The sequence below is a fragment of the Vibrio sp. R10-SG3-ISO3 genome, from assembly GCF_059834225.1.
In genome coordinates, this window is the sequence record NZ_JCBDHE010000017.1 from 86,161 (window position 1) to 110,742 (window position 24,582).

Consider the following 24,582-nt stretch of genomic DNA (forward strand, 5'->3'; position numbering starts at 1 on the left):
GCCAGCAGGACTGGCACGATAATAAATTTGCCACGTCGAATGGGCGCTGGCAGGGTAGTGTAGGATTTAGCCATGAAAATTTTTATTATGCGCCATGGGGAAGCAGAGCATTTTGCCGACAGTGATGCCCAGCGTGAGTTAACCGCGAATGGTCGACAAGCGTCTCTAGCGGTCGCAAAAGCGTGTGTCGAGCAGGGCTATCGCTCTTTTGATAAGGTTCTTGTTAGCCCTTATATCCGTGCTCAGCAGACATGGCAGGAGATCGCTCACTGCTTTGACGCCAATAAAGTTGAGACACTGGATGACATCACGCCCTATGGGGACTCTGAGCAAGTCGCGCAGTATCTTGACGCCTTGATTGATGTTGAGCAGCTAGAGTCTGTGTTGCTCGTCTCTCACTTACCTCTGGTTGGATATTTGACCGCGGAGTTTGTGGTGGATATGGCGCCGCCACTGTTCCCTACCTCAGGGTTGGCTTGTGTCGATTACCAACCTCAGACCAAACAAGGCGAGTTGCTGTTTAACCTCAGACCCTAACGCCGTCAGCAATATCCAGGCGTGAACGTCAGTCGTGCTACAGGTGTCACTTCGAAAGATGGGTCGCCTAGTTCTTGTCTCTAGCCAGTTTTTTGACAACATCACTGGACTAAAAATTGCATAAACAGCTGACGTTGACTCTTTTTCCATAGATTCTCATTACTTACCTATGAAGTTTTCTTTGCCGTTTGCAGATAAGCTGCCACCGATACCTCAGCGAGCCTTACCCGCGATAGGCGCGCCTGTCATGGTGCTGTCGACATTGGCGATGATCGTATTGCCGATCCCGCCTTTTTTGCTCGATTTGTCGTTTACCTTCAACATCGCTTTGGCGATGGTGGTGCTGCTCGTCACGGTTTACACACGCCGCCCGCTTGATTTTGCGGCTTTCCCCACGGTACTGCTGATTGCGACCTTGCTGCGTTTGGCGCTCAACGTTGCTTCAACGCGTGTGGTACTGCTGTACGGTCATGAAGGACCTGAAGCGGCAGGTTCTGTGATTGAAGCCTTCGGTAACGTGGTGATTGGTGGTAACTACGCTGTCGGTTTGGTGGTCTTTCTCATCTTGATGATCATCAACTTTATGGTCGTGACCAAAGGTGCAGGGCGTATCTCTGAGGTGAGTGCTCGCTTTACCTTGGACGCTTTACCTGGTAAGCAAATGGCGATTGACGCAGACTTGAACGCGGGACTGATCGACCAAGATCAAGCGCGTACTCGACGTCAAGAAGTGACCAAAGAAGCCGATTTCTATGGTTCGATGGACGGTGCGTCAAAATTTGTTAAAGGTGACGCCATCGCCGGTATCTTGATTCTGTTTATCAACATTATCGGCGGCTTATCGATCGGTATGGCGCAATACGGCCTCGGCTTTGGTGAAGCGATTCAAATCTATACCTTGCTGACCATTGGTGATGGTTTGGTCGCCCAGATCCCATCATTGCTGTTGTCGATTGGCGCCGCGATCATGGTGACGCGTCAAAATACAGACGAGGATATGGGACAGCAGGTTGTCTTTCAGATGTTTGACAACCCCAAGGCGCTGATGATCACCGCCGCGATTTTGTTTGTCATGGGCATCGTTCCGGGTATGCCTCATTTTGCGTTTTTGCTCCTCGCTCTGTTGGCGGGCGGCGGTGCGTACCTCATTCAACGCAAGCAGAAAAAACAGGCCGAGAGCAAGAACCTGCCCGCCACGCAAGAGACAGAAGCTCCCACGCCGAAAGAGCTCTCTTGGGATGATGTTCAGCCGGTCGATACCATTGGTCTTGAGGTGGGCTACCGCCTGATCCCATTGGTGGATAAAGACCAAGGGGGTGAACTGCTTGAGCGAGTGAAAGGGGTGCGTAAAAAGCTCTCTCAAGATTTTGGCTTCCTCATTCCAGCTGTGCACATTCGCGATAACCTGGAATTGACGCCAAATAGCTACCGCATCACTTTAATGGGCGTTGCGGTAGGCGAGGCGGAGATTCGCCCAGATATGGAGCTGGCAATCAACCCAGGCCAAGTGTACGGGATGATTGAGGGTGAACCGACCATTGACCCCGCGTTTGGGCTTGAAGCTGTGTGGATTCGCGAGGAGCAGCGCGAGCATGCTCAGGCGTTAGGCTACACCGTCGTTGACTCGTCCACGGTATTGGCGACGCACTTAAGCCAGCTGTTGACCAACAACGCCTCTCAACTGCTCGGTCATGAAGAAGTACAAAATCTACTTGAAATGTTGGGCCGCAGCGCGCCGAAGTTGGTGGAAAACTTTGTACCCGATCAGCTGCAACTTGGCGTCGTGGTGAAAGTTCTGCAAAACTTACTCAACGAAGCCGTGCCCATTCGAGACATTCGTACCATCGTTCAGACCTTGTCGGAATACTCATCAAAGAGTCAAGAACCCGACATCCTAACGGCCGCTGCACGAATCTCATTGAAGCGCTTAATCGTTCAGGAAATCAACGGTATAGAGCCAGAGTTGCCGGTTATTACCTTGATTCCTGAACTGGAACAAATATTGCATCAAACAATGCAAGCTTCGGGAGGAGAGTCCGCAGGGATAGAACCTGGTTTGGCAGAGCGATTGCAATCATCACTGAGCCATGCCACACAAGAACAAGAGCTCAAAGGTGAGCCTGCTGTGCTCCTGACATCAGGGGTGTTGCGTTCAACCTTAGCCAAGTTCGTGAAGAATACGATTCCATCACTGCGTGTGCTGTCATACCAAGAAATACCTGACGAAAAACAAATCCGCATTGTTCAAGCTGTCGGTAACTAGAACAGAGTCGGTAAAACACGGTATCTAATTTGAAAATTAAACGATTTTTTGCAAAAGACATGCGTGGCGCTCTGCTTCAAGTGAAAGCAGAGTTAGGCGATGACGCAGTAATCATGTCGAACAAAAAAGTCGCTGGTGGCGTAGAAATCGTGGCGGCTGTTGACGGAGATTCCGCAGCGAAGCGAGCGGCGCCAAGTCACAGCTACAACTCCAACCCACGACATGTCCCCGCCTCTCAGTCCGCTAACCAGCATAGCCAAGCCAGTGCGAGCTTAGCCTCATCGAATCAGCGTCGCCTTGATGATGATAAGGTGAGCCTACAATCACAAGGTGATTCTGGACGTTCGATGACCAAACGTTTTGCCAATATGCTGGCCCAATATCGTGGCGGGACTCCGCCTCGTGATGAGGAAGAAGAAGACTCGCTGGCGGCGTTGTTGAAGCGTCAAAATACCTCTTATAAATCAGGTCAGGATAACGATGTTCGCGTACGTGAAGATTCGCCTTTGGCCAAGCTGATTGCAGAAGACCGCCGTATTGAAAAACCGGCTGCGCGCTTGGATCCTTCTCGTTATGAGCGTGGTCGCGCGCAAGAGTCAGCGATGCCCAACGAAGATTTTGAAGAGATGAAAGAGGAAATGTCCTCGATTCGTCGTCTGCTTGAGCATCAAGTATCGGGGTTAATGTGGCAAGAAGTGGAGCGAAGAGAGCCCCTTAGAGCCATGTTAATTAAGCGCCTTGAGCGGATGGGCGTCTCTTCGGATTTGGCCGATCAATTAGCGTGTTACATACCTGAAGACACGCCGCCTACCAAAGCGTGGAAAGCGTTGCTGGGTTTAGTCTCAGACCAGATCCCTATCTCCAAACAAGACATCCTTAAACGCGGTGGTGTGGTCGCATTACTTGGCCCAACCGGTGTGGGGAAAACCACGACGGTGGCCAAATTGGCCGCACGCGCTGCCATGGAGTTTGGCGCGGACAACGTGGCGCTTGTGACCACAGACACTTATCGAATTGGTGCTCATGAACAGTTGGCTATTTATGGTCGAATTATGGGGTGCCCAGTAAAAGTTGCTAAAGATTCCAATGAATTAGCCGATGTTATTTATCAGTTGAGAAATCGTCGCCTAATTTTGGTCGATACTGCCGGCATGGGACAGCGCGATGTCCGATTGTCAGAGCAGCTTGACACCCTAATGCACGAAATTGGTGAAGTGATTCATAGCTACTTGGTACTGCCTGCCACGGCGCAGCGCAAAGTATTACAAGAGACCATTGATCACTTTAAACGTATTCCACTTTCTGGATGTATTTTGACCAAGCTCGATGAGTCACTGAGTTTGGGAGAGTTTGTCAGTGTTGTGGTGCAAAACGCACTGCCCGTCGCGTATATCGCGAATGGACAGCGTGTACCAGAAGACATTGTGATTGCTCAGCCAAAATACATGGTAGCGAAAGCAAATGAGTTGCTAGAGAAGTCGACAGATAACGAACCTCACTATTGGAATAGTGACGCAGACAGGTTCTAGGCGGCGGACGATTATGACGAAGAATATGATTCAAGACCAAGCTAGCGGGCTACGCCGCTTAACCCAACCCTCGTTGACTAAAGTTATTTCGGTAACCGGAGGCAAAGGCGGAGTTGGTAAGTCAAACGTAACCTTAGGCATGGCAATTTGTATGGCGCGCCAAGGTAAAAAAGTCATGGTGCTCGATGCTGACTTAGGTCTGGCCAACGTGGACGTGATGCTCGGCATTCGACCTAAACGCAATTTAGGCCATGTATTGGCCGGAGAGTGTGACCTGCAAGACGCCATCGTTGAAGGGCCACACGGTATTCGCATCATTCCTGCAACATCAGGGACACAGTCGATGACCGAACTCTCCCACGCGCAACATGTGGGCTTGATTCGCGCTTTTGGCAGTCTCGAAGACGAAATGGATGTGCTGTTGATTGATACAGCGGCAGGCATTTCTGATATGGTAGTGAGTTTTTCGCGCGCGGCCCAAGATGTGGTTGTCGTCGTGTGTGATGAACCTACGTCAATTACCGATGCGTATGCTTTAATTAAACTATTGAACAAGGACCACCAAGTGCAGCGATTCAAAATTGTTGCAAATATGGTCAGAAGCTATCGAGAAGGCCGAGAATTGTTCGCAAAGTTGACCTTGGTCACAGAGCGATTCTTGAATGTGAGTCTTGAGCTCGTAGCATGTATTCCTTTAGATGATAAAGTTCGACAAGCCGTTAAAAAGCAAAAGATTGTTGTGGACGCCTTCCCGCGCTCCCCTGCTGCTCTCGCCATCGGTTCATTGGCCAGTAAAGCGCTCACTTGGCCAATTCCGAAAGTACCGAGTGGACATCTTGAGTTTTTTGTAGAACGCTTAGTAAATAAGAATGAGATGCTAGAGGAACCGTTTGGTGAATAAGGCCCTGACCTACGACCAATATGCCAATCACGATAGCCAGCGAGCGTTTTTAGAAAAATACTCGGTGCTGGTGAAGCGTATTGCTCACCATTTGCTTGGACGTTTGCCTCCGAGTGTGCAGGTAGAAGATCTTATTCAGGCGGGCATGATTGGTCTGCTAGAGGCACAAAAAAACTACGATGGTAGTAAAGGCGCCAGTTTTGAAACGTATGCGGGCATACGGATTCGAGGCGCGATGTTGGATGACATCCGACGTGGAGACTGGGTTCCTCGCTCTGTGCATAAGAACAATCGAGAAATCAGTCAAGCTATCGCCTCGTTGGAAGGGCAACTGAATCGAGACCCAACCGATGCGGAAGTGGCGCAGTTTATGGGCATCAGCCTGGATCAGTACCACACCATACTAACGGACATTAACTGTTCACGTTTGGTTGGGATAGAGGATTTAGGCGTCTCGGAAGATTCGATTTCGCCTGAGGACCAAGAGGAAGACAATGTCCCTTTTAAAGGGGTGGCAGATGAGTATTTTCGCACCGCACTTGTCGACTCGATCAAATCTCTACCAGAACGAGAGGCACTAGTACTTTCGCTTTATTACGATGAAGAGTTAAACTTGAAAGAAATCGGTGAGGTAATTGGGGTTAGCGAGTCACGCGTTAGCCAGATACTAAGCCAATCAATGCAACGTCTACGCACAAAGTTGAGTGCTTGGACAAATAATGACTAACATCACTGATATCAAACTCAGTGGAGGCAATTTTGAATAAAAACATGAAAATCCTAATTGTTGATGACTTTTCAACAATGCGCCGAATCGTTAAGAACTTACTTCGTGACTTGGGTTTTAATAACACTCAAGAAGCCGACGATGGTTTGACTGCGTTACCTATGCTGAAAAAAGGTGATTTCGACTTTGTCGTGACCGACTGGAACATGCCAGGCATGCAAGGTATTGACCTACTCAAACACATTCGCGCCGATGCTGAGCTTAAGCACCTTCCTGTTTTGATGATTACTGCGGAAGCAAAGCGTGAACAGATCATTGAGGCGGCACAAGCGGGTGTGAACGGCTACATCGTTAAGCCATTTACCGCGGCAACACTAAAAGAAAAACTAGACAAAATTTTTGAGCGTTTATAAGTCAAGGAATTGACGACGTGGCGCAATAGGCCAAATTCAGAATGATTTCATTAGAACAGGCAAAACAACTTGTCGAACTATTAGAAAACGGTCAACAGCAGGAAGCAGACCTTCTTGTTAAAGACATTCATGAATCAAATGCCAATCCGATGCTTCAAGAGATTGGCGAGTTAACCCGTGATCTGCACGAGTCTATCAAGCAGTTTACGCTCAGCGAACGAGTTAACGAAATCGCGAATGACGAAATTCCTGATGCAAGGGATCGCCTCCAATACGTCATTGACAAGACAGAAGTCGCCGCGAACAAAACCATGGATGCCGTCGACCGTTGTATGCCGATTGCAGACAATCTGCACGAAGGGCTACTGAAGGTACGTCCTCAGTGGAACGAATTGATGCACGGGCGCATTGACCTTGCAGAGTTCAAAGCCTTGTGCCACCGCATTGATGACCTGCTCGGTCAAGTCGAAGGCGACAGTTCAGAGTTACGCGGTCAGTTGACGGAAATACTGATGGCTCAAGATTTCCAAGATTTGACCGGACAAATTATTAGACGCGTGATTACTTTGGTTAGTGAAGTTGAAGCACGATTAGTTGAGATTCTCACTGCGTTTGGCGCAAGCCAGTTGGAAGGCAGCACAGATAACAAGAATAAAGCATCTACGGATCCGGAAGGGCCAATCCTTAACCCTCATGAAAGGGATGATGCCGTTTCATCACAAGACGAAGTGGACGACTTGCTCTCTAGTCTTGGGTTTTAGAGGTAACATATGAGCTTTGATTTAGACGAAGATATTCTTCAGGACTTTTTGGTAGAAGCGGGTGAGATTCTAGAACTACTGTCTGAGCAGTTGGTAGAATTGGAAAACAACCCAGATGACAGAGATTTGCTCAACGCCATTTTCCGTGGTTTCCACACGGTGAAAGGGGGCGCAGGGTTTCTCTCTTTGACTGAGCTTGTTGACACATGTCACGGCGCAGAGAATGTGTTTGATACGCTGCGTAATGGCCAGCGTCAGGTCGATTCTGGCTTGATGGATACCATGCTGCAAGCACTCGACACCGTCAATGAACAGTTTCAGGCTGTCCAAGACAGAGACCCGTTAACGCCTGCTGACCCTGCGCTTCTTGAGGAACTCCATCGTCTAAGCAAACCGGCTTCAGAAGATGAGGTGCCCCAAGCCGAAGCGCCCGTTGAGCCTGAGCCTGTCGTCGAAGAGCCGGTTGTGGTCGAAGAACCTGTAGTCGAAGAACCTATCGGGGAAGCGCCAACTGCAGATGCAGCCCCGTCAGGCTCTGGCGGTTCTATCGACGAAATCACCCAAGACGAATTTGAAAAGCTACTTGATGAGCTTCACGGCAAGGGCAGTGCACCTGGTAAAGAAGCCGAAGCGCAGTCATCAGCTGCTCCAGCGCCAAGTGCAGACATGAGCGGTGATATCACCGATGATGAATTTGAAAAGCTGCTTGATGAACTTCACGGGGTCGGCAAAGGACCAGGTGAAAATGAAGCGGCAGCGGCGTCTGCTCCGCCGCCACCTCCACCACCGAGCCCTGCGGCTGGTGATGGCGATTTAATGACTGATGAAGAGTTCGAGAAGCTGTTGGACAACCTGCATGGTGCAGGTAAAGGTCCATCAGTGGAAGAACTCGAAGCGGCCACGAAGCCAGTGCCACCTAAACCTGCTGCGACGCCATCTTCTGCACCAAGTCAACCGGCTCCAGCGGCGGCTCCGAAAGCGCAGCCTGCTGCAAAACCAGCCCCTGCCGAGAAGAAAGAGGCGTCTGCTCCGGCCAAGAAAACTCAAGCGGAAGCCACGGTCCGTGTGGATACTTCAACCCTCGATGTCATCATGAACATGGTGGGCGAGCTAGTGTTGGTGCGAAACCGCTTACTCAGTTTGGGGCTTAATAGCAACGATGAAGAGATGTCTAAAGCGGTCGCAAACCTAGACGTTGTCACTGCGGACTTGCAAGGCGCGGTCATGAAAACGCGCATGCAGCCGATTAAGAAAGTGTTTGGTCGTTTCCCGCGAGTAGTTCGAGACTTGGCGCGTAGCCTGAACAAAGACATCACGCTGGAAATGCGCGGTGAAGAGACAGACTTAGATAAAAACCTAGTTGAGGCGCTTGCCGATCCATTGATCCACTTGGTTCGAAACTCGGTGGATCACGGTGTAGAAATGCCCGACGATCGCGTTGCCGCTGGCAAGCCGCGCACGGGTAAAGTGATTCTGTCTGCCTCGCAAGAAGGTGATCATATTGAACTGGCTATTGTCGATGACGGTGGCGGTATGGACCCAGATAAGCTCCGTGCGATTGCCGTTAAACGTGGCATGATGGATGAAGACGCAGCGTCTCGCCTCACAGACAAAGAGTGTTTCAACCTGATCTTCATGCCAGGTTTCTCAAGTAAAGAGAAGATTTCTGACATCTCTGGTCGCGGTGTGGGTATGGACGTGGTGAAAACGGCCATCAATACCTTAAACGGCTCGATCGATATTGACTCAGAGCTCGGTAAAGGCACCAAGATTACGATCAAAGTACCTCTGACACTGGCGATTTTGCCAACCTTGATGGTTGGGGTGGCCGGGCATCCATTTGCGTTGCCTTTGGCAAGTGTCAACGAGATCTTCCATTTGGATTTGAGCCGCACTAACGTCGTCGACGGCCAATTGACCATCATCGTTCGAGACAAATCCATTCCGCTATTCTATCTGCAAAACTGGCTAGCGCCGAGTGCGGGGAAAGTCGAGCTACGTAAAGGGCATGGTCATGTGGTTATCGTTCAACTAGGAAGCCAGCGTGTTGGCTTTGTTGTGGATACCTTGATTGGACAAGAAGAAGTCGTCATCAAGCCGCTTGATAAGTTGTTGCAAGGGACGCCGGGTATGGCGGGGGCAACGATTACCAGTGATGGTCACATTGCTTTGATTCTTGATGTGCCTGATCTGCTGAAACAATACGCAGCGGCATCACGCATCTAACGGTGCGTAAATAGAAGGATTTATATGGCAATCAAAGTATTAGTTGTTGACGATTCGAGCTTCTTTCGCCGTCGTGTTAGCGAGATCATTAACTCTGAGCCTAAGCTTGAAGTGATGGATGTCGCAACCAACGGCAAAGAGGCGGTGCAAAAAGCACTGTCGCTTAAGCCTGACGTCATCACTATGGACATCGAAATGCCTATTATGGACGGCATCACTGCCGTCCGCGAAATTATGGCGCAAAGTCCTGTTCCGATTTTGATGTTTTCATCATTGACGCACGATGGTGCGAAAGCGACCCTCGATGCGCTGGAAGCCGGAGCGTTGGACTTTTTGCCGAAAAAGTTTGAAGACATCGCGCGCAATCGAGATGAAGCGGTGACGTTACTGCAACAAAGAGTGTTGCAAATCGCTTCGCGTCGAACCTTTATGCGCCGTCCGGTGGCAAAACCGGCGACGGCCGCGCCAAGAAGCACGCCGACCTCATCTGCGCTTCGTTCAACCTCAACAGCAAGAACGGCACCAAGCGCCGCCACACAGTCGCGTCCGGCGGTGAATGCGACGCGCTTTAAAGCCAGTGGTAAAAAATATCAGTTAACGGCTATCGGAACCTCCACCGGTGGCCCGGTCGCCTTGCAAAAAATTCTCACCAAATTACCCGCAAGCTATCCGCATCCAATCGTGCTTATTCAGCACATGCCTGCGACGTTTACCGCGGCGTTTGCGAGTCGCTTAAACTCGCTGTGTAAAATCACCGTTAAAGAAGCAGAAGATGGCGATATGCTAAGACCAGGTGTGGCTTATCTCGCGCCAGGTGGTATGCAGATGATGATTGATGGCCGCCCAGGTAGCGCTAAATTGCGTGTGATTGATGGTGGCGAGCGGATGAACTACAAACCTTGTGTCGATGTCACCTTTGGCAGTGCAGCCAAAGTGTATGGTGACCAAGTGTTGTCGATGGTACTGACGGGTATGGGGGCGGATGGTCGTGAAGGCGCACGAATGCTGAAAAATGCCGGCGCAACGATTTGGGCGCAGGATGAAGAGAGCTGTGTGGTGTATGGCATGCCTCAAGCTGTGGCTAAAGCCGGACTCTCCAGTGAAGATCTACCTCTAGACCGCATTCCAGAGCGAATGTTGGTTGAGCTTGGACTCGCGTAGAGGTGGCGACATGATAGTTTGGAGTATTGCAAACCAAAAAGGCGGCGTAGGCAAAACCACCACCACCATTACGCTGGCCGGCCTATTAAGCCAGCAAGGTAAACGGGTGTTATTGGTCGATACCGATCCGCATGCCTCTTTGACGACCTATCTTGGTTATGATTCCGACAGCGTACCTGCCAGTTTGTTTGATCTTTTTCAGCTCAAGGATTATACCCCAAGCACCGTCAACCCTTTGATCATGAACTCGGACATTGAAGGCATTGATCTGATTCCGGCGCACATGTCTTTAGCGACGCTGGATCGCGTGATGGGTAATCGCAGCGGTATGGGGTTAATTCTAAAGCGCGCTTTGCTCGCGATTCGAGATCAATACGATTATGTGTTGATTGATTGCCCACCTATCCTAGGGGTGATGATGGTCAATGCTTTGGCGGCGAGCGATCGAATTTTGATTCCGGTTCAGACCGAGTTTTTGGCCATGAAAGGCTTAGAGCGCATGGTTCGCACGTTGGCGATCATGCAGAAGTCTCGTAATCGTGCATTCAAAGTGACGATAGTCCCCACCATGTACGACAAGCGGACTCGCGCGTCGCTGCAAACCCTGCAGCAGCTTAAGAAAGATTACCCGAATCAGGTGTGGTCTTCGGCCATTCCGATTGATACCAAATTTCGTGATGCGAGCTTAAAGCATTTACCTGTCTCACACTTTGCGGCAGGCAGTCGCGGTGTGTTTGCCTACAAGCAGCTGTTGATTCATTTAGAGAGGTTAGCGCTCAATGAGTAACAACGCGTTGCTGTCAGGTGAACAGGCACTGGATGATTATTTTGCCGCTTTGCTCGACGAAGAGGTGGAGCTAGAAGAGACTCAGGTCGCCGCGCCACAAGATGAATCGTCGGACACAGTCGAGCCAATGCATGCGGTTGAAACGTCATGGGAGCCAGAGCCACAAGTGCAGCCCGTGGCTGAAAACAGCTACATCTTACAGTCGACGGTCGATTTGGAAGTGCCCAATCTTGAGGACGTAGAAAGACTGCTTAAACAGCTCGAGTCGACGAATCCTGTTGCTGACTTACAATTAGAAGAGGTCATGGAGCAGAATACGGCGGCGATTGCTCAGGTTGAACCTGACATTGTGAAGCCAGAAGTCGAAGAGATTCAAGATTGGGTGATCGATGAACCCCTAGCCCCAACACAAGAGGCGGAGGCGTTCGTCGAAGAGGACGTTGCGACGTTCGAACCGCCACTAACTGAGGTGGTCGATGAGGTGCCCATCGCTGAGTTTCCTGTCGCAGAGGAGCCGATTGCTGAAGTACCTATTGCTGAAGTGGAGCAGCATATTGAATCCACGGTCGAGGTGCAGAGCGAACTCGAGACATCCAGTGGCAATGCGCTAGACAGCTGGCAAAGTACCGAGCGTCACGTATCGTTTCAGGTACTCTACTTTGAGGTGAATGGCGTGACCTTTGCGGTGCCACTCGATGAGCTTGGCGGCATTCACCGTATTGGCGATCTGAATCATTTAATTGGTCGACCAACTTGGTATTTGGGTTTACAAACCAATCGGGATTCTCAGCTTGATGTGGTGGATACCGCGAAATGGGTGATGGCCGAAAAGCTGAAAGATGATAGCCATAAAGACGAATATCAATACATTGTCATGCTTGGTGAGAGCCTTTGGGGACTAGCAAGCACGCAATTGCTGGGTACTGAGTCGCTCAGCCCTGAAAAGGTCCGCTGGCGTGTGACTGCCGGGAAGCGTCCGTGGCTTGCGGGTATGGTAAAAGAAAAAATGTGTGCTTTGGTTCACGTTGAGGCATTGATAGCTATGCTTAATGCAGGACTTGATGTTAAAGCACTAGATAAATAAGTTCATTTAAGGCCAATTTGGGCAGAGAGGAATAGGTATGTCTCAAACGAATGAAGTCGAAGTAAGAAAAGACCAGTCCAATGACGAAGTACTTCAGTGGGTGACGTTCCAACTAGAAGAAGAAACTTACGGTATTAACGTAATGCAAGTGCGTGAAGTGCTGCGTTACACCGAAATCGCACCAGTACCGGGTGCGCCAGACTATGTACTGGGTATTATCAACCTTCGTGGTAACGTCGTCACTGTCATCGATACGCGTTCACGTTTTGGTCTCATGGAAGGTGAGATCACTGACAACACTCGCATCATTGTGATTGAGTCTGAGCACCAAGTGATCGGTATTCTGGTTGATAGTGTGGCTGAAGTGGTTTACCTCCGTTCTTCTGAAATCGATACAACACCAAGTGTCGGCACTGACGAAAGCGCCAAGTTCATTCAGGGTGTCAGCAACCGTGATGGTAAGCTACTTATCCTTGTCGACTTGAACAAGCTGTTGACTGACGAAGAATGGGATGAGATGGCTCACCTATAATGGATATCTTCGCTGTGGCTCCCGCACCTGTGTTAGCAGGGGCGGTGGCGTTCGTCTTTTTGTTTCTTTTGCTTGCGCTGTTTCGCCTCAAGCGAGGTCAAGTGAGAACGGCCGATCATTTTCGCCAGCAGCAACGGCATTTTGATAAAGAGCTGCAAAAGGCCAATAAGCAGCTTTTAGAAGTGCGCTCGGTTGTTGTTGGACTTGGACAAAGGATCAGCGAGCAGCAGGACATCATTCAGCACCTCAATGAACGCGTGACAGAACTTGAGCAAGAGGACAGTGATGGGCGTCTCTATTCAAGAGCGACCAAAATGGTCCAACTCGGGGCTGATTTGGATGAGTTGATTGAACAGTGTGAGCTTCCCAAGGCGGAAGCGGAGCTGATGATGTCATTACAGAAGAAATTAGCGGGAGAGGAGAAGATTCCTCCACTCCAGAGCACACCAAGACGTCAAGAGGCGCGCAAACGCCCGGTACGAAAGTGACATTATCAAATTAGCAGTGTCGCAAATATTGAGGATGCCCATTCAGGCATCCTTTTTTCTTTCACCCTATCCATAAGGGGTAGAGTGTGAAATTCACATCGCTGTAAATCACAATTTTCACGCCGAAAGCATAAACATAATCAATTATTAACAGAATCTTACGTAGTTTCGTGAGCCTAGGTCAGTGTTGGTAGTTTTGTCGTGAAAAGGCTGTGGTAAACTAGCGGCTCGAAAATGGTTGATTGGTCATACATGTTACAAGTCTCGCAACTGACGGCGATCCGAGATGAAAGAGTGTTGTTTGAATCGCTCTCTTTCGATATAGAGCCAGGTGAATTAGTACAAATTGAAGGGCGCAACGGCACCGGAAAAACGACGTTGCTGCGCATTATTACGGGTCTTGGTGACAAAGAGTGCGGAGACATTGCTTGGCGTGGTGAATCTGTGCTCTCCAATCGTGAAGCTTTCCATCAAGACTTGCTGTTTCTCGGCCACCAGACCGGCATCAAGCGCGAACTCACCGCGTACGAAAATTTGCGTTTTTATCTCGGCCTGCACAGCCAGCAAGCGCTCACGAAAACCGATATCTATAACGCTCTGGTCAAAGTTGGATTGGCAGGGCGAGAGGATGTTCCCGTTGGGCAGCTGTCTGCGGGGCAACAGCGACGAGTAGCATTGGCAAGGTTGTGGCTCAGTGAACATAAATTGTGGATTTTAGATGAGCCTCTCACGGCCATCGATAAGCAAGGCGTCAAGGTGTTAGAAGCGCTCTTTCTGCAACATGCAGAGCAAGGGGGCATAGTGATTTTGACGACGCACCAAGACATGTTTGCCGACAATCCCATCCTTAGAAAAATTAAGTTAGGTGACTAGCCATGCTCGCAGCTATGAACACGATAATTCGCCGTGAGTTGCTGATCGCGTTTCGCCGTCAAGCGGATATTTTTAACCCATTGTGGTTCTTTATTATTGTCATCACGCTCTTTCCGCTCAGCATCGGGCCTGAGCCCAATTTGTTGGCTCGCATTGCTGCAGGCATCGTTTGGGTCGCGGCACTGTTGTCGGCGCTGCTCTCCTTAGAGCGCCTGTTTAGGGATGACTTCCAAGACGGTTCACTTGAGCAGATGATGCTGATGCCCATTCCATTGCCGCTGGTGGTGATGTCAAAGGTGGTGGCACACTGGCTGTTAACGGGATTGCCGCTCATTCTGATTAGCCCGCTGCTCGCCATATTACTATCGCTGGATTTTAATACTTGGCTTGGTGTCGTGCTGACACTCTTGATTGGTACACCCACGCTGAGCTTTATTGGAGCGATAGGCGTTGCGCTGACCGTTGGTCTGCAGAAAGGTGGCGTGTTGCTGAGTTTATTGGTGCTGCCGCTCTATATACCTATTTTGATTTTTGCGACCTCCGCGATTGATGCGGCATCGCTTGGCATGGCGTATAACGGACAGTTAGCGATACTCGGTGCCATGCTGGTGGGATCGATGACGTTAACGCCATTTGCGATCAGTGCAGCACTTAGGGTAAGCGTGACTTGATTGTTTTGAATCAAGCACGAAAAATTCCCTTTCTATACATGACATAATGGTCATAAATAAAACATAACGACAATAAATAAACCGACCGAATGACCCGTTGATGAATTTTGCGGGACGGTGCCCAGAAGTAAGAGTGAGTAAAACGATGTGGAAATGGCTCCATCCTTATGCCAAGCCAGAAGCCGCTTACCGATTGTGCGGTAAGTGCTTACCTTGGTTTTCCGTTTTAGCCTTGGTGTGTCTCGTCGCCGGAACCGTGTGGGGGCTGGCCTTTGCGCCTTCTGACTACCAACAAGGCGACAGTTTTAGAATCATCTATATCCATGTACCCTCTGCGATCTGGTCGATGGGCGTCTACATGTCAATGGCGATCGCCGCGTTTATCGGATTGGTGTGGCAAGTCCGCTTATCGGATATGGCAGCCTCTGCGATGGCGCCAATTGGCGCGGTGTACACCTTCATTGCCTTATTAACGGGGGCCGTGTGGGGCAAACCGATGTGGGGTACATGGTGGGTATGGGACGCTCGCCTAACATCTGAGTTGATTCTGTTGTTTCTCTACCTTGGCGTGATTGCGCTGTATCACGCGTTTGATGATCAAAAAACCGCCGCCAAAGCAGCCGGTATTTTAGCGATTGTTGGTGTGGTTAATTTGCCTATCATTCACTTCTCAGTGGAATGGTGGAACACCTTGCATCAGGGCGCCACCATCACCAAGTTCGAAAAGCCGTCTATCTCGGCGAACATGCTGTGGCCTTTACTCTTGAACATCTTTGGTTTTGCGTTTTTCTTTGCCAGCCTGACCATGGTTCGCTTGAGAAATGAAATTTTGGCTAAAGAGAGCCATCGCCCGTGGGTGGTTCAACTCGCCACAGAAGAATCGAAGCAGGAGGCCTAACCATGCATTTTGATAGCTTAAGTGATTTTTGGGCAATGGGCGGTTATGCCGGCTATGTGTGGAGTGCGTTTGGAATCACGTTTTTGTCGATGTGGATACTCTGGGTGGTCAGTGTGAAGCGTGGCAAAGGCATCTTGCGCGATGTGAAAGCAAAAGTAGACCGCCAAGCACGAATCGAAGCGGCGAAAAATTTGGAGAACACCTTATGAACCCAAGACGTAAAAAGAGACTCAGTATTGTCCTTGCTATTTTTGTCGGCATCTCTGCGACCGTGGGTTTGATGCTCTATGCCCTAAACCAAAACATGGATCTTTTCTATACACCAACCGAGCTGGTCAACGGTAAGCCTGATGGCACCAAACCAGAAGTGGGTCAACGCCTTCGCATTGGTGGCATGGTGGTAGAAGGGTCTGTTAAGCGCGATCCGCAATCTCTGCGTGTGTCGTTTGACTTACATGATATCGGCCCGAAAGTGACCATTTACTACGATGGCATTTTGCCTGACCTATTTCGCGAGGGGCAAGGGATCGTGGCGCAAGGCGTACTAAAAAACGCGACCACCATTGAGGCGTTTGAAGTGTTAGCGAAGCACGACGAAGAGTACATGCCGCCTGAAGTGGCCGAAGCGATGAAGAAGACCCACGAACCGCTTCAGTACACTCAAGAGCAAAAACAAGGAAGTGACCAATGATTGCTGAGATTGGCCATTTTGCGCTGATTATTTCTCTCGCCATGGCAGTGCTCTTGAGCATTTTGCCACTGGTCGGTGCATCGCGTAACAATACGCTTTTGATGAACACTGCAAGACCGCTCTCTTGGGGGATGTTCTTGCTGCTGTTGGTGTCGTTTGCCATCTTGTTGTGGGCGTTTTATACCAACGACTTCACCTTGAACTATGTGGCAAGTAACTCCAACACGCAATTGCCTTGGTACTATCGACTGACCGCGGTTTGGGGTGCCCATGAAGGCTCATTGCTGCTGTGGGTTCTTATCCAAGCGGGTTGGACGGTTGCGGTGGCAAGCTTTAGTCGAGGCATGCCACAAGAGTCGGTCGCACGCGTACTGGCGGTGATGGGTCTGATCACGGTCGGCTTTTTGTTGTTTATCATCGTCACCTCGAATCCGTTTTTACGTACTTTGCCGTACTTCCCGGTCGATGGCCGCGATTTAAACCCGTTACTGCAAGACCCGGGGTTGATCATTCACCCACCCATGCTCTACATGGGGTACGTAGGCTTTTCGGTTGCTTTCTCATTTGCGATCGCCTCGCTGATGACCGGTCGACTTGATACAGCATGGGCGCGTTGGTCTCGTCCTTGGACAACCGCCGCTTGGCTTTTCCTCACTCTGGGTATTGCGTTAGGCTCATGGTGGGCTTACTACGAGTTAGGTTGGGGAGGCTGGTGGTTCTGGGATCCAGTTGAAAACGCCTCTTTCATGCCTTGGCTTGCCGGTACAGCGCTGATGCACTCACTCGCTGTGACCGAAAAACGCGGCACGTTCAAAGCGTGGACCGTGCTACTGGCCATATCGGCATTCTCGCTCAGCTTATTGGGCACCTTCTTAGTGCGCTCCGGCATTCTGGTCTCGGTGCATGCTTTCGCTTCCGATCCTTCGCGTGGGATGTTTATCCTTGGCTTCTTGGTGTTTGTCATCGGCGGCTCACTGCTTCTGTTTGCGCTCAAAGGCGCGTCGGTTCGTGTGCGTGGCAACTTCGAGTTGGTATCACGCGAAAATGCGCTGTTGGTCAATAACGTGTTGCTGATTGCGGCGTTAGTCGTGGTGTTGGTTGGGACTTTATTACCTCTGGTGCACAAGCAAATCGGGTTAGGCTCTGTCTCCATTGGTGCGCCATTCTTTGACATGCTGTTTGCCTGGTTGATGGTGCCGTTTGCCTTCTTCCTCGGTATTGGACCGCTGATCCGCTGGAAACGCGACAACCTAAAAACCGTCAAAGTGCCGATGCTTATCTCTGGCGTGGCTTCTTTGTTGCTCGCTGCCTTGTTCACTGTGTGGCTAGCCGATCAGTTCTTGGTGATGGCGTATATCGGCTGGGTGATGGCACTGTGGATCATCTTGCTGCATGGGTTTGAGCTCTACCAACGTGCGACGCACCGTCACCCTTTCTGGAGTGGTGTGAAAAAACTTCAGCGCAGTCACTGGGCGATGATGTTGGGCCACATCGGTCTTGCGGTTTCGATTATCGGTATTGCCATGGTGCAAAACTACAGTATCGAACGTGATGTCCGTTTGGCACCTGGCGAGCATTTCCAAATTCAAGGTTATGACTTCTATTTTGAAGGCTTACGAGACAAAGATGGCCCCAACTATGATGGCTATATTGCGGATTTTGAAATTACCCTTAACGGCAAATACATCAATACCTTGCATGCAGAGAAACGCTTCTACCGCACGGCGCGCTCTATGATGACCGAAGCGGCGATCGATCGAGGGATAACGCGCGATCTCTATATTGCGATGGGCGAGCAACTCGACGACAACAAATCGTGGGCCGTACGTATTTACTACAAACCGTTTGTGCGTTGGATTTGGGCGGGGGCTCTGTTGATGTCTCTCGGCGGTGCGATTGCCATCAGCGATAAGCGTTACCGATTTAGAAAGAATACCCAGCAGGAGGCATCATGAGTAAGAAGCTACTGTTTATTCCCTTGGTGGCCTTTTTAGGATTAGTCAGCGTTTTTGCCACCCAGCTCATCAAAAACCAACATGGTGATGATCCCACAAAGTTGGAGTCGGTCTTGGTCGGTAAAACGGTGCCAGAGTTTCGCTTAGAAGATTTAGCGGAACCGGGCAAACTGTACGATCAACAGATTTTTGTTGGCGAGCCTTTGCTACTCAATGTCTGGGCAACGTGGTGCCCTACGTGCTATGCCGAGCATCAGTATCTTAATGAGTTGGCTAGCCAAGGCGTTAAAATCATCGGACTGAACTACAAAGACGATCGCACTAAGGCAGTCGGCTGGCTCAACGACCTCGGTAACCCGTATCTCATCAGCCTGTTTGATGGCAATGGTATGTTGGGCCTAGATCTTGGTGTTTATGGCGCGCCAGAGACGTTCCTCATTGATGCAAATGGCGTGATTCAGTACCGCCATGTGGGTGATGTGAACGCACGCAACTGGGCAGAGAAGCTAGAGCCTATGTACCAACGTATGGTTGAGGAAGCAGTACAATGATTCGAAAGAGCGTTTCCCCCTTTCTGCTTTTAACTTTGATGTTAATGACGGCATTGACGCTCTCAATGGCAGCGAAAGCGGCCATCGAGGTGTATGAATTTGAGACTCTCGAGCAAGAGCAGCAGTTCAAGGAGCTCGGGCACACCTTGCGTTGTCCGAAATGTCAAAACAACACCATTGCGGACTCTAACGCGGAACTTGCGGTCGATTTGCGCCAAAAAGTGTACGAAATGACCAAAGACGGCAAATCGAAGCAAGAGATTGTTGATTACATGATCGCGCGCTACGGCAATTTTGTGACTTACAAACCGCCGTTCACATTGGCCACCTCGATTCTGTGGATTGGCCCGCTGTGTGTGGTGGTGCTGGGCTTTGCGCTGATTGTTCTTCGCAGCAGAAAAAGCAAAGTAAAGAGTGTGCCCGATGAGCAATGGAGCGCCGATAAGGAAGCGCGACTGAAAGCCCTTCTTGATGAACAAAATGATGGAGATAAACACAAATGACACTATTTTGGGTAGCCTCAGTCATTTTAATCGTCATGAGCTGCTTGCTGGTTGCTTTGCCTTTCATTCGACGCACAGAGAACCAAGATGTCCGTCTGCGTGACGAGCTCAATAAAGCGTTTTACAAAGACCGTCTCTCGGAACTTGCTGAAGAAACCGATGAAGGCTTGGTGGAGAACCAACAAGAGCTCATCGACGATCTTAAGCAATCCCTGCTCGATGACATCCCTACCAAAGAGGGGGGCGCTGATAGCGCTACTATCAAGCCGGTCTGGGTGCTAGTGCCATCATTTGCGCTGGTCATTGCGCTCTCTTATGCGATGTATTTCCAGTTTGGTGGAGCCAATCAAGTCAGTGAATGGCAGCAAGTGAGTGCAAACTTGCCTGCGCTATCGAAAAAGCTCATGTCGCCGGAAGGCGCCAGCTTGAGCGACGACGAGATGAAAGACTTAACCTTGGCGTTGAGAACCCGCCTTCATTATCAACCGGATGATTCAACGGGTTGGTTGCTACTCGGTCGTATTGGCCTCGCTAATCGCGATGTAGATACGGCGATCGGTGCGATGAAAAAAGCCTATCGTCTAGAACCCGAGAACACCGATGTTCAACTGGGTTATGCTCAAGCCTTGATGCTCTCTCAAGATGAGTTTGATCAAAACCGTGCTCGTACCTTGCTCTCAGAGTTGGTTCAGCAAGAGTATGTCGACTTGCGTGTGTTCTCTTTGCTCGCGTTTGATGCTTACGAGCGTCAGGACTTCCCAGCGGCGATTCGTTATTGGGGCGTGATGCAGCAGATGATCGGCCCAGAGGATAGTCGCTATGAGATGCTCTCGCGCAGTATTGACAACGCGCGCAAGCAGATGGGGCAAGCGATAGGTAACGGTCAATCTGTGGCGGTGACGATTGCGCTTGACCCTAGTGTACAAGCGGATCCGAATGCTTCGCTGATTGTGTCAGTGCACAGCGCCGATGGCGCGCCTATGCCAGTCGCAGCAGCGCGCTACCCTGTGGGGAGCTTCCCGCGCACTGTGGTGTTGGATGACAGCAACAGCATGTTGGAAGCACGTAAACTCTCATCGCTCGATGCGTTGATGGTGCGTGTGCGCATTGACAGCGATGGCAATGTTGCCACCAAAGCAGGGGACTGGTTTGGCGAGAGCGAAGCGGTTAAGATAGGGGAACCAGTTGAAGTGCTAATAGATAAGCAGTACTAATTCCCAATGCTTATGGATTAACAAAAAGCCGGTCACGACCGGCTTTTTTCATGGAAAGAGATAATAATGATAGATAAAACGTCTCGAACCGGACTGTTACTTTGCTCAGCGTTAGTGATGTCAGGGTGTGCTAGCCAGCCTGATGCTTCCTCGGCTTATGACGACTCTGGTCCGTATGACCCCATCGAAGGGTTTAACCGAACCATGTGGACCCTTAATTACGATTACTTGGATCCTTACTTTGTGCGACCCGTATCGCTCGCCTACGTTGGTTATGTTCCGACGCCGATTCGTTCTGGTATCGGTAACTTCTTAGGCAACTTAGATGAGCCATCTAGCGTGATCAACAACCTTGTTATGGGCAATGGCGAAAAAGCGCTCGACCACTTTAATCGATTCCTGATCAACAGTACGCTGGGTTTGCTGGGTTTGATTGACGTGGCATCTGCGGCGGGTATCACCGACCACAACGAAAAAACGTTCAGTGATGCGGTGGGTCACTACGGGGTCGGCAATGGTCCCTATGTCATGGTGCCGGGGTATGGCCCTTGGACAGTGCGAGAGACCGCCGATTTTGTCGACAGTGCTTACGTACCACTTTCGTTGCTGAATTTTTGGGGCGCGTTAGGCAAATGGGCCCTGGAAGGGATGGAAACCCGTGCAGCGTTGGTGAATCAAGAAGTGATGTTGGAAAACTCTCCTGACCCTTACGCACTGACGCGTGATGCGTATCTTCAACGCCAAGACTTTAACGCCGAGATAGAAAAAGAAGCGTTCAATGAGGAAGAAGAAGCTTATCTTGATGAATATCTACAAGATTTCTGACTACTTGACGTTGAGAAAGTAAAAGGGCTTGGTCACTGACCAAGCCCTCGTCGCATAAAGGCGAAGTATTTAAGGATATGCGTTAGAAGGTGTAGTTCGCTTGTACACCGACGATGATCACGTGCCCTGATGTTTCCCCTACAAACTGTCCAGCCAGTGCTTCCGCGGTGTCATCGGAATCGTAGCCGCGAGATTCGGTGATAGGCGCATCTTTTGCGAACACGTAAGTGAAGCCACCATCTAGCGTGAATTGCTTGGTAAACGCGTAACTGGCGCCAACGCTCAGCCAAGTACGGTCTGTTTCTGGAATAGTAATGGTGCGGTTTTTGTCACTGACCGCTGACATGTCATACGCGACACCCGCTCGTAACGCCAATTTCGGATCCCACTGATAGGTCGTACCCAGCGCAAAGCGGTAGTTGTCTTCCCAATTTTCCACCTTGATGGTCTGCGATGGCAAGGTATCTAAATCGGCGTAAAGTTGCTTGAATGAGCTCCAATCCGTCCAGTTTACACTGGCGTGAATCGCGACTTTTTCAGTCAACTGGTGGAAGCTGGCGAGTTCAGCAGTGGCGGGCAACGTTAAATCAATAGAGCCTGTGCTGGTGGCAATTGCAGTACCAGTAAAGATGTTGGCTGAACCGGTAAGTTTGAGATCGACTGCCGATTTGTAGGCAAAGCCCACACGGTTACGCTCATCGATTTGCCAAGCGGCACCAAGTTGCCAACCCCAAGCAGTGTCATCGCCTTCCATATATTTGAGGGTCGTGCCTTGTGAAAGAGCGTAAGCATTATTTGTTGGCGCCGTTGCGCCAAAGCTTCCTTCACCCATCACGTAACGTAGACCACCACCGATGCTCACCGCATCATTGATTTGATATGCAGCATTCAGGTTGGCTTCCATCGAAATCACACTGGCTTCATTACCAAAGTGAGAAGCGGCGAAATCGGTACCCAGATCAGTCTCCATGCCGTAGTTGGTGCCAAATGCGGCGCCAACAAAGAACTGCTCAGAATACTGGTGAGAAGCGTAAAAGTTAGGGATAACCGCATCGTGAGCAAAGTCTTTACTGTTTGCAGGTATCTCGGTGCCATAAAAATTGGTTGTGCCACTCACATCCACATTCGGGTCCACATACACTGCACCTACAGAGAGCTGTGTCCCTTTTAGGTAAGTCAGCATGGCAGGGTTGCGCCATTGCGCACTGGCGTTGTCTGCCATCGCCGCTTCACCAGCGTACGCTCGACCTAGGCCTGTTGCGGAGTACTCGGCGAGCTGAAAGCCAGCCGCAGACACGTGTGTGGCGCTGGTCATCAGAGTGCCAGCCACTGCAAGAGAAAGAAGTGTTTTATTGGTTTTCATTTTTATGTTCGCTGATTGTCGTTGACTTTGGTCGTGTGATGATAAAGTTAGAGCAATCACTTTAAAAATAAAAAACAAGCTATTGATGGTTTTTAGAATAAAAATCTAACCATAGTAAAATTATATAATTTAAATGTTGTTTGTTAATGGTGTGTTTCTAAATTTGAGCGTACATCTGTAGGGTCAATCGGATAGTTCAGGTTACACGTGTAGCCTGAATAGGAAGTGAAGTGATTGAATACGAAATTAAAAAAGGCCGCGAGGGCGGCCTTTGAAGATATAGAGTGTTCGCTGTGCTTAGAAGCTACGGCTGTATTGTAGACCTAGTAGGATAGCGTCAGCTTTCGTCGTGCCAGTTACTTGTGTATAACCATAACCAGTTGGACTATCGCTGTTAGGTAGAACTAAAGTTTCCTTTACGTCTGTTTCTTTACCCATTAGGTAGGTAAAACCAAAATCAATATTGGAGCTAGAGTCAATATGATACGTGAAGCCTGTTGATAACCATTGTCTATCGGAATCAGGAACTGAAATCGATGTTAGTTCATCTTGAGCACTAGTGTCGTACATATAGCCCGCACGAAGAGTCCAATCAGAGTTAAGGTAATAAGTACCTCCTAAAGCGAAGTGCCAACCATCTTGCCATTTGTAGTCTTTGTTGTAAGTGGTGCTAACACCTGCGAGCTGTGACTGAGATACATCTAGGTTTTCAAAATCAATTTGGTCGAATTTACCCCAACCAATCCACTGCACGCTATAGTGGACAGCGAACTTAGTTTCCTGGATCTTATGGAAACCAGAGAACTCCGCAATATCTGGAAGAGGTAAAGTTACTTCTTGACCGTAGTCATCTTCTGCAGAGAACTCTGGGCTGTAACGGTATGCAAACCCAAATCGATTGTTTTCATCAAGCTCATAAACAGTACCAACGTTAAAGCCTAGCGCCCATCCATCAGCTTTGTCTACGTTGAGTAAGTATGCGGCGCTGTTAGTGCCTGGGACTGCTCTTTTAAATGTACCTTGTCCATAAATGAGGTCCAAGCCAGCACCAAAACTCCACTGATCATTCAGTCTATAGGAACCCGCTAAGCCTAAATTGAAGCTTTTGACATCAGTTAAACCACCGTATTCAGACGCTGCATAGTCGTCAGCAAACTCTGTTTTAGTACCAAAGTTTGTATACGCATTAACGCCCCAAGCGAATTTATCATTTACAGGCACGATCAAGTGGATGTTTGGTGCTATGGATGTGTCTCCAGCATCATCGTAGTTGGCTGATGTTGAGCTGGCTGATAGTGCGCCAGCTGTTGGAGAGTATGCGCCGCTTGTATATGTGGCGTCTTTCACTTCAATCATTGATGTGACGGTCTCGAAGCCCAGCGATAACTCTGTCTTGTCAAATAATGCCATTGTTGCGGAGTTGCGAGACATTGCTGCTGCGTTATCAGCAATAACCGCATCACCTGCGAATGCACGACCAAGGCCGGTCGCTGATTGTGCGTTAAGTTGGAAACCGGCGGCCATCGCTTGCTGTGAAGCCATTGCCGTTGATGCGATAGTCACTGCTAACAGTGATTTTTTAAACAGACGCGTCTTGTTCATTTGTGCTTTTTCCTTTTTGTTCGTCTC

The 24,582-nt window shown here is 49.7% G+C and carries 25 protein-coding genes; 23 read left to right on the forward strand and 2 right to left on the reverse strand.

Annotation, left to right across the window (positions count from 1 at the left end; genetic code table 11):
• The first annotated feature begins 72 nt into the window (after positions 1-72).
• From sixA to AC6R1A_RS04605, 23 genes are all read left to right on the forward strand, one after another.
• Positions 73-537 (forward strand): phosphohistidine phosphatase SixA, encoded by a 465-nt coding sequence (gene sixA, locus AC6R1A_RS04495; RefSeq protein WP_500628707.1) that lies wholly within the window; start codon positions 73-75, stop codon positions 535-537.
• A 169-nt stretch (positions 538-706) separates the two neighbouring features.
• Complete coding sequence (gene flhA, locus AC6R1A_RS04500; protein ID WP_500625769.1) at positions 707-2,800, forward strand: flagellar biosynthesis protein FlhA; 2,094 nt, start codon at positions 707-709, stop codon at positions 2,798-2,800.
• A gap of 29 nt (positions 2,801-2,829) precedes the next feature.
• Positions 2,830-4,329, forward strand: a complete 1,500-nt coding sequence (gene flhF / locus AC6R1A_RS04505; protein WP_500628705.1) for a flagellar biosynthesis GTPase FlhF — start codon at positions 2,830-2,832, stop codon at positions 4,327-4,329.
• Between the two features lie 13 nt (positions 4,330-4,342).
• Complete coding sequence (locus tag AC6R1A_RS04510) at positions 4,343-5,230, forward strand: MinD/ParA family protein (RefSeq protein ID WP_334551112.1); 888 nt, start codon at positions 4,343-4,345, stop codon at positions 5,228-5,230.
• Positions 5,223-5,957, forward strand: coding sequence for an RNA polymerase sigma factor FliA (locus AC6R1A_RS04515; protein WP_334551111.1), 735 nt, complete (start codon positions 5,223-5,225; stop codon positions 5,955-5,957). The genes AC6R1A_RS04510 and AC6R1A_RS04515 overlap by 8 nt, the downstream gene beginning before the upstream one ends.
• A gap of 44 nt (positions 5,958-6,001) precedes the next feature.
• Positions 6,002-6,370, forward strand: coding sequence for a chemotaxis response regulator CheY (gene cheY, locus AC6R1A_RS04520; RefSeq protein WP_017635949.1), 369 nt, complete (start codon positions 6,002-6,004; stop codon positions 6,368-6,370).
• Positions 6,371-6,411: 41 nt separating this feature from the next.
• Positions 6,412-7,131, forward strand: a complete 720-nt coding sequence (locus AC6R1A_RS04525) for a protein phosphatase CheZ (protein ID WP_500625771.1) — start codon at positions 6,412-6,414, stop codon at positions 7,129-7,131.
• Positions 7,132-7,140: 9 nt separating this feature from the next.
• Positions 7,141-9,357 carry a chemotaxis protein CheA gene (locus AC6R1A_RS04530; RefSeq protein ID WP_500633248.1) on the forward strand — a complete coding sequence of 739 codons (2,217 nt, stop codon included), beginning with the start codon at positions 7,141-7,143 and terminating at the stop codon, positions 9,355-9,357.
• Positions 9,358-9,381: 24 nt separating this feature from the next.
• Positions 9,382-10,518, forward strand: a complete 1,137-nt coding sequence (locus AC6R1A_RS04535) for a protein-glutamate methylesterase/protein-glutamine glutaminase (protein ID WP_500633247.1) — start codon at positions 9,382-9,384, stop codon at positions 10,516-10,518.
• Positions 10,519-10,528: 10 nt separating this feature from the next.
• Positions 10,529-11,305, forward strand: coding sequence for a ParA family protein (locus AC6R1A_RS04540; protein WP_487903592.1), 777 nt, complete (start codon positions 10,529-10,531; stop codon positions 11,303-11,305).
• Positions 11,298-12,389: a chemotaxis protein CheW gene (locus AC6R1A_RS04545; RefSeq protein ID WP_500633246.1), complete on the forward strand. Its 1,092-nt coding sequence runs from the start codon at positions 11,298-11,300 to the stop codon at positions 12,387-12,389. The genes AC6R1A_RS04540 and AC6R1A_RS04545 overlap by 8 nt, the downstream gene beginning before the upstream one ends.
• A gap of 37 nt (positions 12,390-12,426) precedes the next feature.
• Positions 12,427-12,921 carry a chemotaxis protein CheW gene (locus AC6R1A_RS04550; protein ID WP_006959436.1) on the forward strand — a complete coding sequence of 165 codons (495 nt, stop codon included), beginning with the start codon at positions 12,427-12,429 and terminating at the stop codon, positions 12,919-12,921.
• Positions 12,921-13,409 (forward strand): DUF2802 domain-containing protein, encoded by a 489-nt coding sequence (locus AC6R1A_RS04555; RefSeq protein WP_500628700.1) that lies wholly within the window; start codon positions 12,921-12,923, stop codon positions 13,407-13,409. The genes AC6R1A_RS04550 and AC6R1A_RS04555 overlap by 1 nt, the downstream gene beginning before the upstream one ends.
• A gap of 252 nt (positions 13,410-13,661) precedes the next feature.
• Complete coding sequence (gene ccmA, locus AC6R1A_RS04560; protein WP_500633245.1) at positions 13,662-14,282, forward strand: cytochrome c biogenesis heme-transporting ATPase CcmA; 621 nt, start codon at positions 13,662-13,664, stop codon at positions 14,280-14,282.
• Between the two features lie 2 nt (positions 14,283-14,284).
• A complete protein-coding gene (ccmB, locus tag AC6R1A_RS04565; protein WP_500633244.1) occupies positions 14,285-14,953 on the forward strand; it encodes a heme exporter protein CcmB in 669 nt (222 codons plus the stop codon).
• A 145-nt stretch (positions 14,954-15,098) separates the two neighbouring features.
• The gene (locus AC6R1A_RS04570; protein ID WP_500633243.1) at positions 15,099-15,851 is read left to right on the forward strand and encodes a heme ABC transporter permease; all 753 of its coding nucleotides are present in this window, start codon (positions 15,099-15,101) and stop codon (positions 15,849-15,851) included.
• Between the two features lie 2 nt (positions 15,852-15,853).
• Positions 15,854-16,060 (forward strand): heme exporter protein CcmD, encoded by a 207-nt coding sequence (gene ccmD, locus AC6R1A_RS04575; RefSeq protein WP_334551093.1) that lies wholly within the window; start codon positions 15,854-15,856, stop codon positions 16,058-16,060.
• Positions 16,057-16,542 (forward strand): cytochrome c maturation protein CcmE, encoded by a 486-nt coding sequence (gene ccmE / locus AC6R1A_RS04580; RefSeq protein WP_334551092.1) that lies wholly within the window; start codon positions 16,057-16,059, stop codon positions 16,540-16,542. Before ccmD ends, ccmE begins: the two co-directional genes overlap by 4 nt.
• Entirely contained in the window at positions 16,539-18,497 is a 1,959-nt protein-coding gene (locus AC6R1A_RS04585; RefSeq protein WP_500633242.1) for a heme lyase CcmF/NrfE family subunit, read from the forward strand. Before ccmE ends, AC6R1A_RS04585 begins: the two co-directional genes overlap by 4 nt.
• Positions 18,494-19,048: a DsbE family thiol:disulfide interchange protein gene (locus AC6R1A_RS04590; protein ID WP_500631882.1), complete on the forward strand. Its 555-nt coding sequence runs from the start codon at positions 18,494-18,496 to the stop codon at positions 19,046-19,048. The genes AC6R1A_RS04585 and AC6R1A_RS04590 overlap by 4 nt, the downstream gene beginning before the upstream one ends.
• Positions 19,045-19,551: a cytochrome c-type biogenesis protein gene (locus tag AC6R1A_RS04595; protein ID WP_500633241.1), complete on the forward strand. Its 507-nt coding sequence runs from the start codon at positions 19,045-19,047 to the stop codon at positions 19,549-19,551. Before AC6R1A_RS04590 ends, AC6R1A_RS04595 begins: the two co-directional genes overlap by 4 nt.
• Positions 19,548-20,765 (forward strand): c-type cytochrome biogenesis protein CcmI, encoded by a 1,218-nt coding sequence (ccmI, locus tag AC6R1A_RS04600; RefSeq protein ID WP_500633240.1) that lies wholly within the window; start codon positions 19,548-19,550, stop codon positions 20,763-20,765. The genes AC6R1A_RS04595 and ccmI overlap by 4 nt, the downstream gene beginning before the upstream one ends.
• 66 nt (positions 20,766-20,831) lie before the next feature.
• Positions 20,832-21,590, forward strand: coding sequence for an MlaA family lipoprotein (locus AC6R1A_RS04605; RefSeq protein WP_500633239.1), 759 nt, complete (start codon positions 20,832-20,834; stop codon positions 21,588-21,590).
• Between the two features lie 82 nt (positions 21,591-21,672).
• Here AC6R1A_RS04605 and AC6R1A_RS04610 read toward each other — a convergent pair whose 3' ends face one another.
• Together AC6R1A_RS04610 and AC6R1A_RS04615 are read right to left on the reverse strand one after the other, a co-directional pair.
• Entirely contained in the window at positions 21,673-22,953 is a 1,281-nt protein-coding gene (locus tag AC6R1A_RS04610) for an outer membrane protein transport protein (protein WP_500633238.1), read from the reverse strand.
• Positions 22,954-23,250: 297 nt separating this feature from the next.
• On the reverse strand, positions 23,251-24,555 hold the full coding sequence (locus tag AC6R1A_RS04615) for an outer membrane protein transport protein (protein ID WP_500633237.1): 1,305 nt from the start codon (positions 24,553-24,555) through the stop codon (positions 23,251-23,253).
• Positions 24,556-24,582 lie beyond the last annotated feature (27 nt).